The 15,147-nt window shown below is 65.3% G+C and carries 16 protein-coding genes; 12 read left to right on the top strand and 4 right to left on the bottom strand.

The window, feature by feature from the left end:
* From A4C63_RS06530 to A4C63_RS06545, 4 genes are read right to left on the bottom strand one after another with little or no spacing between them, the layout of a single operon-like run.
* Nucleotides 1-2,055, bottom strand: coding sequence for a methyl-accepting chemotaxis protein (locus A4C63_RS06530; RefSeq protein ID WP_063911997.1), 2,055 nt, complete (start codon nt 2,053-2,055; stop codon nt 1-3).
* 11 nt (nt 2,056-2,066) lie between these two features.
* Entirely contained in the window at nt 2,067-2,621 is a 555-nt protein-coding gene (locus tag A4C63_RS06535; RefSeq protein WP_003257767.1) for a chemotaxis protein CheW, read from the bottom strand.
* Nucleotides 2,618-2,983, bottom strand: coding sequence for a twitching motility response regulator PilH (pilH, locus tag A4C63_RS06540; protein ID WP_025340906.1), 366 nt, complete (start codon nt 2,981-2,983; stop codon nt 2,618-2,620). Before pilH ends, A4C63_RS06535 begins: the two co-directional genes overlap by 4 nt.
* A gap of 47 nt (nt 2,984-3,030) precedes the next feature.
* Nucleotides 3,031-3,432: a PleD family two-component system response regulator gene (locus A4C63_RS06545; protein WP_003257770.1), complete on the bottom strand. Its 402-nt coding sequence runs from the start codon at nt 3,430-3,432 to the stop codon at nt 3,031-3,033.
* Between the two features lie 237 nt (nt 3,433-3,669).
* On the opposite strand from A4C63_RS06545, the gene gshB reads away from it, so the two are divergent.
* From gshB to phaZ, 12 genes are all read left to right on the top strand, one after another.
* Nucleotides 3,670-4,623, top strand: coding sequence for a glutathione synthase (gshB, locus tag A4C63_RS06550; protein WP_063911998.1), 954 nt, complete (start codon nt 3,670-3,672; stop codon nt 4,621-4,623).
* A gap of 91 nt (nt 4,624-4,714) precedes the next feature.
* On the top strand, nt 4,715-5,620 hold the full coding sequence (locus tag A4C63_RS06555; RefSeq protein WP_063911999.1) for an energy transducer TonB: 906 nt from the start codon (nt 4,715-4,717) through the stop codon (nt 5,618-5,620).
* 85 nt (nt 5,621-5,705) lie between these two features.
* A complete protein-coding gene (locus A4C63_RS06560; RefSeq protein WP_063912000.1) occupies nt 5,706-6,275 on the top strand; it encodes a YqgE/AlgH family protein in 570 nt (189 codons plus the stop codon).
* Nucleotides 6,275-6,712, top strand: coding sequence for a Holliday junction resolvase RuvX (gene ruvX, locus A4C63_RS06565; protein WP_013974530.1), 438 nt, complete (start codon nt 6,275-6,277; stop codon nt 6,710-6,712). Before A4C63_RS06560 ends, ruvX begins: the two co-directional genes overlap by 1 nt.
* 49 nt (nt 6,713-6,761) lie before the next feature.
* Nucleotides 6,762-7,280: a bifunctional pyr operon transcriptional regulator/uracil phosphoribosyltransferase PyrR gene (gene pyrR, locus A4C63_RS06570; protein WP_063912001.1), complete on the top strand. Its 519-nt coding sequence runs from the start codon at nt 6,762-6,764 to the stop codon at nt 7,278-7,280.
* A 12-nt stretch (nt 7,281-7,292) separates the two neighbouring features.
* Complete coding sequence (locus A4C63_RS06575) at nt 7,293-8,297, top strand: aspartate carbamoyltransferase catalytic subunit (protein ID WP_046613439.1); 1,005 nt, start codon at nt 7,293-7,295, stop codon at nt 8,295-8,297.
* Entirely contained in the window at nt 8,294-9,565 is a 1,272-nt protein-coding gene (locus A4C63_RS06580; protein ID WP_063912002.1) for a dihydroorotase, read from the top strand. Before A4C63_RS06575 ends, A4C63_RS06580 begins: the two co-directional genes overlap by 4 nt.
* 212 nt (nt 9,566-9,777) lie before the next feature.
* Complete coding sequence (gene hslV / locus A4C63_RS06585) at nt 9,778-10,308, top strand: ATP-dependent protease subunit HslV (RefSeq protein ID WP_063912003.1); 531 nt, start codon at nt 9,778-9,780, stop codon at nt 10,306-10,308.
* A gap of 74 nt (nt 10,309-10,382) precedes the next feature.
* Nucleotides 10,383-11,726 (top strand): ATP-dependent protease ATPase subunit HslU, encoded by a 1,344-nt coding sequence (gene hslU / locus A4C63_RS06590; protein WP_015272084.1) that lies wholly within the window; start codon nt 10,383-10,385, stop codon nt 11,724-11,726.
* A 163-nt stretch (nt 11,727-11,889) separates the two neighbouring features.
* Nucleotides 11,890-12,267 (top strand): gamma-butyrobetaine hydroxylase-like domain-containing protein, encoded by a 378-nt coding sequence (locus A4C63_RS06595; RefSeq protein WP_063912004.1) that lies wholly within the window; start codon nt 11,890-11,892, stop codon nt 12,265-12,267.
* A gap of 269 nt (nt 12,268-12,536) precedes the next feature.
* The gene (gene phaC, locus A4C63_RS06600) at nt 12,537-14,216 is read left to right on the top strand and encodes a class II poly(R)-hydroxyalkanoic acid synthase (protein ID WP_063912005.1); all 1,680 of its coding nucleotides are present in this window, start codon (nt 12,537-12,539) and stop codon (nt 14,214-14,216) included.
* A gap of 62 nt (nt 14,217-14,278) precedes the next feature.
* Entirely contained in the window at nt 14,279-15,130 is an 852-nt protein-coding gene (phaZ, locus tag A4C63_RS06605; RefSeq protein ID WP_063912006.1) for a poly(3-hydroxyalkanoate) depolymerase, read from the top strand.
* Nucleotides 15,131-15,147: the final 17 nt, after the last annotated feature.

Genomic DNA, 15,147 nt, shown 5'->3' on the forward strand with positions numbered 1-15,147 from the left:
TCAGTTGGGCTCTTTTGGTGGCGGCAGGGTGAACCCGGACACCGAACGGCGCATCTCGCTGGCCATGCGCGCCAGGTGGCGGATGCTGTCGGCGGTGGCGCCGGAGCCGGCGGAGGTCTGCGCGGTAATCTGCTGGATGACCGCCATGGTGTGGGAGATCTGCCCGGCCGACGAAGTCTGCAACTGGGCGGCATCGGAGATGCTGTGGATAAGGTCTGCGAGGTTCTGCGATACGCCTTCGATCTCGGCCAGCGCCACCCCAGCATCCTGGGCCAGGCGGGCACCGCGCACCACTTCGGCGGTGGTCTGCTCCATGGAGATCACCGCCTCGTTGGTGTCGGCCTGGATGGTGCGCACCAGCGCCTCGATCTGCCGGGTGGCCGACGACGAGCGTTCGGCCAGGCGCTGTACTTCGTCGGCGACCACGGCAAAACCACGGCCGGCCTCACCGGCCAGCGAGGCCTGAATCGCCGCGTTGAGGGCGAGGATGTTGGTCTGGTCGGCAATGTCGTCGATCAGGCTGACGATGTCGCCGATTTCCTGGGAGGACTCACCGAGGCGCTTGATCCGTTTGGCGGTGTCCTGGATCTGCTCGCGAATGTTGTCCATGCCATTGATGGTGTTGTGCACCACCTCGTTGCCTTTGTTGGCGATCGCCACCGAGCGCTCGGCCACCTTGGCCGACTCGTAGGCATGTGCCGAAACCCGGTCGATCGACTCGACCATGTCGCCGACCGCCTCGGACGCCTCGCTGATCTGCTCGGCCTGGTGCTCGGAGGCCTTGGCCAGCTGGCGTGCGGTGTTCTGCGTGTCCTGCACGGCGGCAGCGACCTGCACTGCGCTGTGGTTGATGGTAGCGACCAGGTCGCGCAATTGGTCCACGGAATAGTTGATCGAGTCGGCAATGGCGCCGGTGAAGTCTTCGGTCACCGATACGGTCACGGTCAGGTCGCCGTCAGCCAGCTCTTCGATTTCGTCGAGCAGGCGCATGATCGCCTGCTGGTTGCGTTCGTTCTTTTCCGCCGTCTCGCGCAGTTGGCGGTTGGTGGTGCGCACCATGACCAGGCCGATGAGGATGATCGAAGCCAGCGCCAGCAGGCCCAGGGCATAGCCGCCGACGGTGTCGAGGGTGCGCCCACCGGCCAGGTTCTCGAACCCGTTGGCCAGGTACGAGGCCTCGTCGAGCAGGGTTTGCGACAGGCTGAAGATATTGCCCGCGGCCTCGCGCACGCGGAACAGTTCCGGCGAGGTTTCGAGGATTTCATCAACGGAGCCGGCAACGAACTGGAAGAGTTCGGCAATTTCGGCCAGGCGCGCGCGGGCGTCGGCGTCCTCGACACGGGTCACCTGGATCGCCCCGTTGCCACTGAGCATGCCCTCTAGCACCTGGCCAAACCGCCCGGCATCGCGGCCAAAGGCGTCGGCCGCCTGGGCCGCGGTGTCGTCACCGGCCAGCACGGTGTTGACCGAGCCAAGGATGCGTTCGGCCAACAGCAGTTGGCGCTGGGCCACTGCCACCTGGTTGGCCGGGGCGCCGCTCTGCAGCAGGATCTCGACCACTTTCTCGTATTCCACCTGCAACTGCGGCACGGTCTCGGCCAGGGTTGCCGCCACCTGGTGCAGCGACAGCACGGTCTGCTCGCTGGCCAGGATGGTGTCGGTGTTCTTGCGCAGGCTTTCCCAGTCGCGGCGTACCGCTTCCATCTCGTCACGCACCGTGGGCGGCGCAGGTGGCAGGCCGGTGGACTTGTCACCCTCGCGCAGGTAGCCCCAGCGCCGTTCGAAATCGTTGCGCGCGTCCGACAGCAGCTTGAAGGCCAGGGCCTTGCCGGTGGCGGCTTCGGTGGCGTTCTTGGCGATGCGCTGCGACAACACCCGCAGTTCGCCGGCGTGGCCGATGTACTGCTTGTCGTAGTTGGACTGGGTGTTCAGGTAGGCAAAGTTGGCGAACAGCAGGATGATCGACAGGATCAGGATCAGGAACAGCACGGTGATCTGCGCGATGCTGCGGGTACGTGGGGTCACGGTAGTGACGGGGGTGGCAGGCTTGTTCACGTTCGCAGGTCCTATAACGCCACATCGAGAAAGCCCGGCGCCTGGGCCAGGGCGAAGGGGCTGAAGATCGCCCAGTTGCGTTCACGCGGGAAGTGCCCCTGCACGAAGGGTGCAGCGGCGCGGATCAGAGGCTGTGGTGGCGACAGCTGCAGGCTGTCCAAAGCAAAGTGCTGCAGGCCCAGCACCTCGTCCACCAGCAAGCCGACGAACAGGTCCTCGTGGTCCAGCACCAGCACCCGCCGCTGCTTGCCCGGGGCGGCGTGGCCCAGGCCGAAGAAACTGCTCAGGTCCATCACCGGCAGCAGCCGGCCACGCAGGTTGGCCACCCCGCACACCCACGGCTGCACGCCAGGGACGCGGCTGCTGCGCGGTTCGCGCAGCACCTCGGCCACCTCGCCCATGGGCGCGACGAACCATTGCCCGGCAATGCGAAAACCGATGCCGCTCCACTGTTGCAGGCGGTTGTCCTGCGGCGGCTGGTCGGCGACCAGCAGGCGGCAGCGCCGGTCGATGTCCAGCAACAACTCGAAGGCGGTCAGCGACGCGCCCTGCGGGCGGGTGGTCAAGCCCCCAGCACTTCTTTGAGCTTGGCGATCAGCGCGTCCTCTTCCACCGGCTTGGTCAGGAAGTCACGGGCGCCCTGGCGCGTGGCCCAGATGCGGTCGGTTTCCTGGTCCTTGGTGGTGACCACGATCACCGGGATGGCGCTGGTTTCCGGGTCCTTGCTGAGCTGGCGAGTGGCCTGGAAGCCGTTCATGCCAGGCATGACGATATCCATCAGCACCGCATCGGGCTTGTCCTGCCGGGCCAGGGCCACGCCATCGGCACCATTGTTGGCCTTGAGCACCTGGTAGCCGTGCTTTTCCAGCCACTCGGTCAATCGGTACATCTCTGTCGGCGAGTCGTCGACAATCAGAACTCGGGCCATGCTGGTTCCCCATCAGGAAAGAAAGACCGTGCCATGGCGGGGCGCGGTCAGGGTGCGTGTTGTTGGGCTGCGGCAAAACCGGGCACATGGGCGCGGATCGCATCGAGCAGCTCTTCCTTGCTGAACGGTTTGGTCAGGAACTGGTCGGAGCCGACCACCCGGCCACGGGCCTTGTCGAACAGGCCGTCGCGTGACGACAGCAGAATGACCGGGGTGTCCTTGAAGGCACTGTTGTGCTTGATCACCGCGCAGGTCTGGTAGCCGTCAAGGCGCGGCATCAGCACATCGACGAAGATGATGCTGGGCTGGTGGTCGACGATCTTGGCCAAGGCATCGAAGCCATCGCTGGCGGTGATCACCTCGCAGCCCGCTTCACCGAGCAACATCTGCGCGGTGCGGCGGATCGTGCGCGAATCGTCGATCACCATCACCTTCAGGGGTTGTTCCATCTGTTGGGCTACCGTTTGCCGAAATTCCGGGGCCGTTGCGGGAGCGGCCTTGCGTCGCGAAAGGGCTGCGCAGCAGCCCCATGGGCCTGTCATTCAGCACTATGACTGGCATTTTTAGCACACTCCGGGTGGCCATTCCATCTGCCGCGCCCCTTGACCGGCAGCGTTCACAGCGCCACCCTGAGCCACTTTTCTTTCGATCCATCGCGGCCGCATGCCGCCAAGAGGAACCACCCCATGAGCGTTCGCCTCGGCATTGTCATGGACCCCATCGCGTCCATCTCCTACAAGAAGGACAGCTCGCTGGCCATGTTGCTGGCCGCCCAGGCACGCGGCTGGAGCCTGTTCTACATGGAGCAGCGCGACTTGTACCTGGGCGCCGGCCAGGCCCGTGCGCAGATGCGCCCGCTGAAAGTGTTCGCCGACCCGGCCCGCTGGTTCGAGCTGGGCGATGAGCAGGACAGCGCGCTGGCCGACCTGGACGTGGTCCTGATGCGCAAGGACCCGCCCTTCGACATGGAGTTCGTCTACAGCACCTACCTGCTGGAGCAGGCCGAGCGCGAAGGCGTGCTGGTGGTCAACCGCCCGCAGAGCCTGCGCGATTGCAACGAAAAACTGTTCGCCACCCAGTTCCCGCAGTGCATGGCGCCGACGCTGGTCAGCCGCCGTGCCGATATCCTGCGAGAGTTCGCCACCACCCACGGCGACGTGATCCTCAAGCCGCTGGACGGCATGGGCGGCACCTCGGTGTTCCGCCACCGCCCGGGTGACCCCAACCTGTCGGTGATCCTCGAAACCCTGACCCAGCACGGCGGCCAGCAGATCATGGCACAGGCCTACCTGCCCGAGATCAAGGACGGCGACAAGCGCATCCTGATGATCGACGGCGAGCCGGTGGACTACTGCCTGGCGCGCATCCCGGCCAGCGGCGAGACCCGTGGCAACCTGGCCGCCGGCGGCCGTGGCGAAGCTCGCCCGCTGACCGACCGCGACCGCTGGATCGCCGCCCAGGTCGGCCCGACCCTGCGCGAGAAGGGGCTGCTGTTCGTGGGCCTGGACGTGATCGGCGACTACCTCACCGAAATCAACGTCACCAGCCCCACCTGCATCCGCGAGATCGATGCCGCCTACAACACCGATATCGGCGGGCAATTGATGGATGCCATTGATCGCCAGCTGAAGGCGCGCTGACCGCCGACGCACGGCAACAACCCAGAGTGGGGTATGATGCGGGTCCTTTTTGCCTGGCCTGCTGCCCCGCCCTGCGGTTGCTGGATACCTGATGACGCTGCCCGCTGACATCCCCGCCGACCTGCTGCCCCCCCGTGTTCGCCCGGTGGACCGGCTCGGCTTCACCCTGTTCCTGGCTGCCTTGGTGCACCTGGCGCTGATCCTCGGCGTCGGTTTCAGCGTGGTCAAGCCTGCCGAAATCCGCCACACCATGGACATCACCCTGGCCACCTTCAAAAGCGAGAAACCGCCGCAGAAGGCCGATTTCCAGGCCCAGGACAACCAGCAGGGCAGCGGCACCCTGGACAAGAAAGCGGTGCCCAAGACCACTGAACTGGCGCCGTTCCAGGACAGCAAGATCAACAAGATCACCCCGCCACCTGCAGCCAGGCCCGAGGTTGTGCCGCCCCCTGCCCCGCAGAAGTCGGCGGTCGTGACCACGGCGCCCAAACCGCAGAAGGTCGAGCCCAAGCCCAAGGAAAGCAAGCCGCAGCCCAAGCCGGAAGCGCCGGCACCGGACTTCGACAGCTCGCAACTGTCCAGCCAGATCGCCAGCCTGGAGGCGGAACTGTCCAACGAGCAGCAGTTGTATGCCAAGCGCCCGCGCATCCACCGGCTCAATGCTGCCTCGACCATGCGCGACAAGGGCGCCTGGTACAAGGAAGAATGGCGCAAGAAGGTCGAGCGGGTGGGTAACCTGAACTACCCCGACGAAGCGCGCCGGCAACAGATCTACGGCAACTTGCGCATGATGGTGTCGATCAACCGCGATGGCTCGCTGTACGAGGTGCTGGTACTGGAGTCGTCCGGGCAACCGGTGCTGGACCAGGCGGCGCAGCGCATCGTGCGGCTGGCCGCGCCGTTTGCACCGTTTACCGGGGACCTGGCCGAGTTTGACCGGCTGGAGATCATCCGCACCTGGCGCTTTGCCCGTGGGGACCGTCTGTCCAGTAACTGATTTGCGGCCTTGCGCGATCGCTGTGGGAGCGCAAGCCTCGTTGAGCACCTTGTCAGCCTCGCCACCTGGCGCCACACTATCCCCCATGAAAACCCTCACGCCGAGCTACCTCAAGCATCAGTTCCTGATCGCCATGCCGCACATGGCCGATCCGAACTTCGCCCAGACCCTCACGTACATCGTCGAGCACAACGCCCATGGCGCCATGGGCCTGGTGGTCAATCGGCCGCAGGAGTTGAACCTGGCCGACATCCTCGAGCAGCTGCGCCCGGACGAAATGCCGCCGGCCAGCACCTTGCAGGTGCCGATCTACCTGGGTGGCCCGGTACAGACCGACCGAGGCTTCGTGCTGCACAGCAGCGAGTGCAGCTTCCAGGCCACCGTCGCACTGGAAGGGCTGTCGCTGACCACGTCGCAGGATATCCTGTTGGCCATCGCCGCCGGAGTCGGCCCGAAACAGAGCCTGATCACCCTGGGCTATGCCGGCTGGGAAGCGGGCCAACTGGAAGAGGAACTGGCCGACAACGCCTGGCTCAACTGCCCGTTCGACCCGGAAATCATCTTCGGCAAGGCCAGCGACCTGCGCCTGGAAGCCGCCGCCGCCAGCCTGGGGATCAACCTGAACCTGCTGACCAGCCAGGCGGGCCACGCCTGATGGCTGAACTGCACCCTGAACTACGTCTACTGCTGGGCTTCGACTACGGCAGCAAACAGATCGGCGTGGCCGTCGGCCAGGTGGTCACCGGCCAGGCCCGCGAGCTGTGCACCCTGAAGGCGCAGAACGGCGTGCCGGACTGGGCCCAGGTGGAAAAGCTGATTGCCGAATGGAAGCCCGATGCCATCGTCGTCGGCCTGCCGCTGAACATGGACGGCACCCCCAGCGAAATGAGCGCCCGCGCGGAAAAATTCGCCCGCCGCCTGAACGGCCGCTTCAACCTGCCCGTGCACACCCACGACGAACGCCTGACCACCTTCGAGGCCAAGGGCGAGCGCATGGCCCGTGGCGGCCAGCGCGGCAGCTACCGCGACAACCCGGTCGATGCCATCGCCGCCGCCCTGTTGTTGCAAGGCTGGCTGGAGGCCAATACCTGATCATCTTTGCCGCCGGGCCCGCCCGGCGCCCCCTTCCGAGGAGCCCGCAATGAGCCTACCCAATCCCGCCGAGCTGATCCGGCAGATGGCTGACGACCTTCGCGCCCACCTGGCCCGCCGGGCAATTACCGAGCCGCGTTACATCGGCATCCGCACCGGCGGTGTCTGGGTTGCCCAGGCCCTGCAGGAAGCCATGGGCGACACCAGCCCCATGGGCACTCTGGACGTCTCGTTCTATCGCGACGACTTCAGCCAGAACGGCCTGCACCCGCAAGTGCGCCCGTCCGAGCTGCCGTTCGAGGTCGAGGGCCAGCACCTGGTGCTGGTGGATGACGTGCTGATGAGCGGCCGCACGGTGCGCGCCGCGCTCAACGAACTGTTCGATTATGGCCGCCCGGCCAGTGTCACCCTGGTCTGCCTGCTGGACCTGGATGCCGGCGAACTGCCGATCCGCCCGAATGTGCTCGGCGCCACTCTGTCGCTGGCCGCCCATGAACGGGTAAAATTGACCGGACCCGCACCGCTCGCCCTCGAGCGCCAGGACCTCGCCTCCGCTTCCGCCCTTTAAGAGTCCCCCGCGATGACGCCAATCGACGCCAAGCGCCCGCTGCAGCTCAATGATCAGGGCCAGCTGCGCCACTTCCTCTCGCTCGACGGTTTGCCCCGCGAACTGCTCACCGAGATCCTCGACACCGCCGACTCCTTCCTTGAAGTTGGTGCCCGGGCCGTGAAGAAAGTCCCGTTGCTGCGCGGCAAGACCGTGTGCAACGTGTTCTTCGAGAACTCCACCCGTACCCGTACCACCTTCGAACTTGCCGCCCAGCGCCTGTCGGCCGACGTGATCAGCCTCAACGTGTCGACCTCCTCGACCAGCAAGGGCGAGACCCTGTTCGACACCCTGCGTAACCTCGAAGCCATGGCCGCCGACATGTTCGTGGTGCGCCACTCCGACTCCGGGGCCGCGCACTTCATCGCCGAGCACGTGTGCCCGGAAGTTGCCGTGATCAACGGCGGTGACGGCCGCCACGCGCACCCGACCCAGGGCATGCTCGACATGCTCACCATCCGCCGCCACAAGGGCAGCTTCGAGAACCTGTCGGTGGCCATCGTCGGCGACATCCTGCACTCGCGCGTGGCCCGCTCCGACATGCTGGCACTCAAAGCGCTGGGCTGCCCGGACATTCGAGTGGTCGGCCCGAAAACCCTGATCCCGATCGGTATCGAGCAATACGGTGTGAAGGTGTACACCGACCTCGCCGAAGGCCTGAAGGACGTCGACGTGGTGATCATGCTGCGCCTGCAGCGTGAGCGCATGGCCGGCGGCCTGCTGCCCAGCGAAGGCGAGTTCTACCGCCTGTTCGGCCTGACCACCGCGCGCCTGGCCGGGGCCAAGCCCGATGCCATCGTCATGCACCCGGGCCCGATCAACCGCGGCGTGGAAATCGAGTCGGCGGTGGCCGACGGCAAGCACTCGGTGATCCTCAACCAGGTCACCTACGGCATCGCCGTGCGCATGGCCGTGCTGTCCATGGCCATGAGCGGGCAGAACGCGCAACGTCAATTCGACCAGGAGAACGCCCAGTGACCATCAGTATTCTCGGCGCCCGGGTCATCGACCCCAACAGCGGCCTGGACCAGGTCACCGACCTGCACCTGGACGGCGGTCGCATTGCCGCCATCGGCGCCGCCCCGGCCGGGTTCAGCGCCAGCCGCACGATCCAGGCTGATGGCCTGGTCGCCGCCCCCGGCCTGGTCGACCTCGGTGTGTCCCTGCGCGAGCCGGGCTACAGCCGCAAAGGCAATATCGCCAGTGAAACCCGCGCCGCCGTCGCCGGTGGTGTCACCAGCCTGTGCTGCCCGCCGCAGACCAAGCCGGTGCTGGACACCTCGGCCGTGGCCGAGCTGATCCTTGACCGCGCCCGCGAGGCCGCCAACAGCAAGGTCTACCCGATCGGCGCCCTGACCAAGGGCCTGGAAGGCGAGCAACTGGCCGAGCTGGTGGCCCTGCGCGACACCGGCTGCGTGGCCTTCGGCAATGGCCTGAAGGAAATCCCCAACAACCGTACCCTGGCCCGCGCCCTGGAATACGCCGCCACCTTCGACCTGACCGTGGTGTTCCACTCCCAGGACCGCGACCTGGCCCACGGCGGCCTGGCCCACGAAGGTGCCATGGCCAGCTTCCTCGGCCTGCCGGGCATCCCGGAAACCGCCGAGACCGTGGCCCTGGCGCGCAACCTGCTGCTGGTTGAACAGACCGGCGTGCGCGCGCACTTCACCCAGATCACCAGCGCCCGTGGCGCGCGGTTGATCGAGCAGGCCCAGCAGCTTGGCCTGCCGGTGACCGCCGACGTGGCGCTGTACCAGCTGATCCTCACCGACGAATCGCTGCGTGAGTTCTCCAGCCTGTATCACGTGCAACCACCGCTGCGTACCGCCGCCGACCGTGACGGCCTGCGTGCGGCAGTGAAGTCGGGGGTGATCCAGGCGATCTCCAGCCACCACCAGCCGCACGAGCGCGACGCCAAGCTGGCCCCGTTCGGCGCCACCGAGCCGGGCATCAGCAGCGTCGAACTGTTGCTGCCGCTGGCCATGACCCTGGTGCAGGACGGCCTGCTCGACCTGCCAACCCTGCTGGCCCGCCTGAGCAGCGGCCCGGCGGCGGCCCTGCGCCTGCCGGCCGGTGAGCTGAAAGTGGGTGGCGCGGCCGACCTGGTGCTGTTCGACCCGAAAGCCTCGACCGTGGCCGGCGAGCAATGGTTCTCGCGCGGCGAGAACTGCCCGTTCATCGGCCACTGCCTGCCGGGTGCGGTGCGTTATACCTTGGTCGATGGGCACGTCTGCCACGAGGCCTGAGTAAAGTTCTTCGCGGGCACGCCCGCTCCCACAGGATCACCACTATTCCAAGGCATGTGGTAATCCTGTGGGAGCGGGCGTGCCCGCGAATGCCCTTGCACGGTGTCCCCTGCCAAGCGCGACCATTCATCCCCCACGGTTGAAATCCTTCCCCCCACCCCCATATGAGTCTGCATCAGGCACTTTCGCCCCGCTGCGTGGAGACTCTCCCCTTGACCACCATCGTTTCTGTCCGCCGTAACGGCAAAGTCGTCATGGGCGGCGACGGCCAGGTATCCCTCGGCAACACCGTGATGAAAGGCAACGCCAAGAAGGTGCGCCGCCTGTACCACGGCCAGGTCATCGCGGGCTTCGCCGGCGCCACCGCCGATGCGTTCACCCTGTTCGAGCGCTTTGAAGGCCAGCTTGAGAAACACCAAGGCCACCTGGTCCGCGCTGCCGTCGAGCTGGCCAAGGAATGGCGTACCGACCGTTCCCTGAGCCGCCTGGAGGCCATGCTGGCCGTGGCCAACAAGGACGCCTCCCTGATCATCACCGGCAACGGCGACGTGGTCGAACCCGAAGACGGCCTGATCGCCATGGGTTCCGGCGGCGCCTACGCCCAGGCCGCTGCCCGCGCCCTGCTGGACAAGACCGACCTCTCGGCCCGTGAAATCGCCGAGACCGCCCTGAACATCGCCGGCGACATCTGCGTGTTCACCAACCACAACCTGACCATCGAGGAGCAGGACCTGGCCGAATAATCAGTTGTTCTGGCGTCCCGCTGCGAGCGGGGCTTTTCCACGCTGATTCATTCCGCCCGAGGACCATTTTCATCATGTCCATGACCCCCCGCGAGATCGTCCACGAACTCAACCGCCACATCATCGGCCAGGACGACGCCAAGCGCGCCGTGGCCATTGCCCTGCGCAACCGCTGGCGGCGCATGCAGCTCCCCGCCGAGCTGCGTGCCGAAGTGACACCGAAGAACATCCTGATGATCGGCCCTACCGGCGTCGGCAAGACCGAAATCGCCCGCCGCCTGGCCAAGCTGGCCAACGCGCCGTTCCTCAAGGTCGAGGCCACCAAGTTCACCGAAGTGGGCTACGTGGGCCGCGACGTCGAGTCGATTATCCGCGACCTGGCCGATGCCGCGCTGAAGATGCTGCGTGAGCAAGAAATCATCCGCGTGCGCCACCGCGCCGAAGATGCCGCCGAAGACCGCATCCTCGACGCCCTGCTGCCGCAGGCTCGGGTCAGCAGCTTCGCCGAGGAAGCCGCGCAGACCAGCACCGACTCCAACACCCGCCAGTTGTTCCGCAAGCGCCTGCGCGAAGGCCAGCTGGACGACAAGGAAATCGAGATCGAAGTGGCCGATGCCGTGGGCGTGGAAATTGCCGCGCCGCCCGGCATGGAAGAAATGACCAACCAGCTGCAGAGCCTGTTCGCCAACATGGGCAAAGGCAAGCGCAAGGCGCGCAAGCTGAAGGTGAAAGAAGCGCTGAAGATGGTTCGCGATGAAGAAGCGAGCCGCCTGGTCAACGAGGAAGAACTCAAGGCCAAGGCCCTGGAAGCGGTCGAGCAGCACGGCATCGTGTTCATCGACGAAATCGACAAGGTTGCCAAGCGTGGCAATGTTGGCGGCGCCGACGTATCCCGTGAAGGCGTGCAGCGCGACCTGCTGCCTCTGATCGAAGGCTGCACCGTCAACACCAAGCTGGGCATGGTCAAGACCGACCACATCCTGTTCATTGCCTCGGGTGCGTTCCACCTGAGCAAGCCGAGCGACCTGGTGCCCGAGCTGCAAGGCCGTCTGCCGATCCGCGTGGAGCTCAAGGCCCTGACCCCGGAAGACTTCGAGCGCATCCTGCAGGAGCCACACGCGTCGCTGACCGAGCAGTACCAGGCCCTGCTGAAAACCGAAGGCCTGAACATCGAGTTCCTCGCCGACGGCATCAAGCGCCTGGCCGAAATTGCCTACCAGGTCAACGAGAAGACCGAGAACATCGGTGCCCGCCGCCTGCACACCCTGCTCGAGCGGTTGCTCGAAGAAGTGTCGTTCAGTGCTGGCGACCTGGCCAGCACCCATGACGAAGCGCCGATCCAGATCGACGCGGCGTATGTGAACAGCCACTTGGGTGAACTGGCGCAGAACGAAGACCTGTCGCGCTACATCCTGTAAAAAGGGCGTCGACTGCTTCGCGGGCACGCCCGCTCCCACAGGATCACCACAGCCCCAAAGCATGTGGTGATCCTGTGGGAGCGGGCGTGCCCGCGAAGAGGCCCTTGAATCCCTCCATCATAAGCTGGAAGCTTGCTTCATCAGCTCCCGAGAGATTCCAGCCATGGCCCGCCTGCCCACCGCCATCAACCTGCACAAAGCCTCGAAAACCCTCAGCCTCACCTACGCCCCCGGCGAGGTCTACCACCTGCCCGCCGAATTCCTGCGCGTGCACTCCCCCTCCGCCGAGGTCCAGGGCCACGGCAACCCCGTCCTGCAGTTCGGCAAGATCAACGTCGGCCTCAGCGGCCTGGAACCTGCCGGCCAATATGCACTGAAACTGACCTTCGACGACGGCCATGACAGCGGCCTGTTCACCTGGGAATACCTCGAGCAGCTGTGCCTGCGCCAGGAACAGCTGTGGGCCGAGTACCTGGACGAACTGCACAAGGCCGGGAAGTCCCGCGACCCCGCCGAGTCGGTGGTCAAATTCATGCTCTAGCGCAAGGCCTGCCGGGTTTAGAGCGCATTTTCTAAAATCATCTGTTTGAATGACTTACAGACAGCCCAGTGACGGGCTGTCTTGCGCATTACATGAAAGTCGGGTAACCAATGGGGGGTGGCAAGTTCCCTGCATCAAATTGCAGGTAGTCAGAACCCTCGCAGCACCGCTGTTCCTTATCACTGGTAACCCGAGTAGCAGTACCGGGCTCAGCACTGTGCACCCGCCACAGCAACCGGTACTCGTCTCAGGACAACGGAGCGTCGTAGATGAGTAACAAGAACAACGATGAGCTGCAGCGGCAGGCCTCGGAAAACACCCTGGGGCTGAACCCGGTCATCGGTATCCGTCGCAAGGACCTGTTGAGCTCGGCACGCACCGTGCTGCGCCAGGCCGTGCGCCAACCGCTGCACAGCGCCAAGCATGTGGCCCACTTTGGCCTGGAACTGAAGAACGTACTGCTGGGCAAGTCCAGCCTTGCCCCGGAAAGCGACGACCGTCGCTTCAATGACCCGGCCTGGAGCAACAACCCGCTGTACCGCCGCTACCTGCAAACCTACCTGGCCTGGCGCAAGGAGCTGCAGGACTGGATCGGCAGCAGCGACCTGTCGCCCCAGGACATCAGCCGCGGCCAGTTCGTCATCAACCTGATGACCGAAGCCATGGCACCGACCAACACCCTGTCGAACCCGGCAGCGGTCAAACGTTTCTTCGAAACCGGCGGCAAGAGCCTGCTCGATGGCCTGTCCAACCTGGCCAAGGACCTGGTCAACAACGGCGGCATGCCGAGCCAGGTGAACATGGACGCCTTCGAGGTGGGCAAGAACCTGGGCACCAGCGAAGGTGCCGTGGTGTACCGCAACGATGTGCTGGAGCTGATTCAGTACAGCCCCATCACCGAGCAGGTGCATGCCCGCCCGCTGCTGGTGGTGCCGCCGCAGATCAACAAGTTCTACGTATTCGACCTGAGCCCGGAAAAGAGCCTGGCGCGCTACTGCCTGCGCTCGCAGCAGCAGACCTTCATCATCAGCTGGCGCAACCCGACCAAAGCCCAGCGCGAATGGGGCCTGTCCACCTACATCGATGCGCTCAAGGAAGCGGTCGATGCGGTGCTGGCAATTACCGGCAGCAAAGACCTGAACATGCTCGGTGCCTGCTCCGGCGGCATCACTTGCACCGCGCTGGTGGGCCACTATGCCGCCCTTGGCGAGAACAAGGTCCATGCCCTGACCCTGCTGGTCAGCGTGCTGGACACCACCATGGACAACCAGGTAGCGCTGTTCGTCGACGAGCAGACCCTGGAGGCCGCCAAGCGTCACTCGTACCAGGCTGGCGTGCTCGAAGGCAGCGAGATGGCCAAGGTGTTCGCCTGGATGCGCCCCAACGACCTGATCTGGAACTACTGGGTCAACAACTACCTGCTCGGCAACGAGCCGCCGGTATTCGACATCCTGTTCTGGAACAACGACACCACGCGCCTGCCGGCCGCCTTCCACGGCGACCTGATCGAAATGTTCAAGAGCAACCCGCTGACCCGCCCGGACGCCCTGGAAGTGTGCGGTACGCCGATCGACCTGAAAAAAGTGCAGTGCGACATCTTCAGCGTAGCGGGCACCGCCGACCACATCACCCCGTGGCAGTCGTGCTATCGCTCGGCGCACCTGTTCGGCGGCAAGATCGAGTTCGTGCTGTCCAACAGCGGCCATATCCAGAGCATCCTCAACCCGCCAGGCAACCCCAAGGCACGCTTCATGACCGGTGCCGATCGCCCGGGTGACCCGGTGGCCTGGCAGGAAAACGCCACCAAGCATGCGGACTCCTGGTGGCTGTACTGGCAAAGCTGGCTGGGCGAACGTGCCGGTGAGCTGAAAAAGGCGCCGACCCGCCTGGGCAACCGAGCCTATGCCGCCGGCGAAGCCGCCCCGGGCACCTACGTTCACGAGCGTTGAGCTGCAGCGCCGTGGCACCCTGCGGGGCGCCACGGTGTTCATTTCACCCGAGAGTCACGCGCATGCCGCAACCCTATATCTTCAGGACTGTCGAGTTGGACAACCAGTCCATCCGCACCGCCGTCCGCCCGGGCAAGCCGCACCTGACGCCGTTGCTGATCTTCAACGGCATCGGCGCCAACCTGGAGCTGGTGTTTCCGTTCATCGAAGCACTGGACCCGGACCTGGAAGTCATTGCCTTCGACGTACCCGGGGTCGGCGGCTCGTCCACGCCGCGCCACCCGTACCGCTTCCCCGGGCTGGCCAAGCTGACGGCACGCATGCTCGACTACCTCGACTACGGCCAGGTCAATGCCATCGGCGTGTCCTGGGGCGGCGCCCTGGCCCAGCAGTTCGCCCACGACTACCCCGAGCGCTGCAAGAAGCTGGTGCTGGCCGCCACTGCCGCCGGTGCGGTGATGGTACCGGGCAAGCCCAAGGTGCTGTGGATGATGGCCAGCCCACGGCGCTACGTGCAGCCGTCGCATGTCATCCGCATTGCGCCGACGATCTATGGCGGCGGCTTCCGGCGTGACCCGGACCTGGCCATGCAGCATGCCGCCAAGGTGCGCTCCGGCGGCAAGATGGGCTACTACTGGCAGCTGTTCGCCGGGCTTGGCTGGACCAGCATCCACTGGCTGCACAAGATCCAGCAGCCAACCCTGGTGCTGGCCGGCGACGACGACCCGCTGATCCCGCTGATCAACATGCGCCTGCTGGCCTGGCGGATTCCCAATGCCCAGCTACACATTATCGACGACGGCCATCTGTTCCTGATCACCCGGGCCGAGGCCGTCGCCCCGATCATCATGAAGTTCCTTCAACAAGAACGACAGCGCGCCGTCATGCACCCTCGCCCGGCTTCGGGCGGGTAAATCGATGCGGCCTTCTT

The organism is Pseudomonas sp. p21 (assembly GCF_001642705.1).
GTDB lineage: Bacteria > Pseudomonadota > Gammaproteobacteria > Pseudomonadales > Pseudomonadaceae > Aquipseudomonas.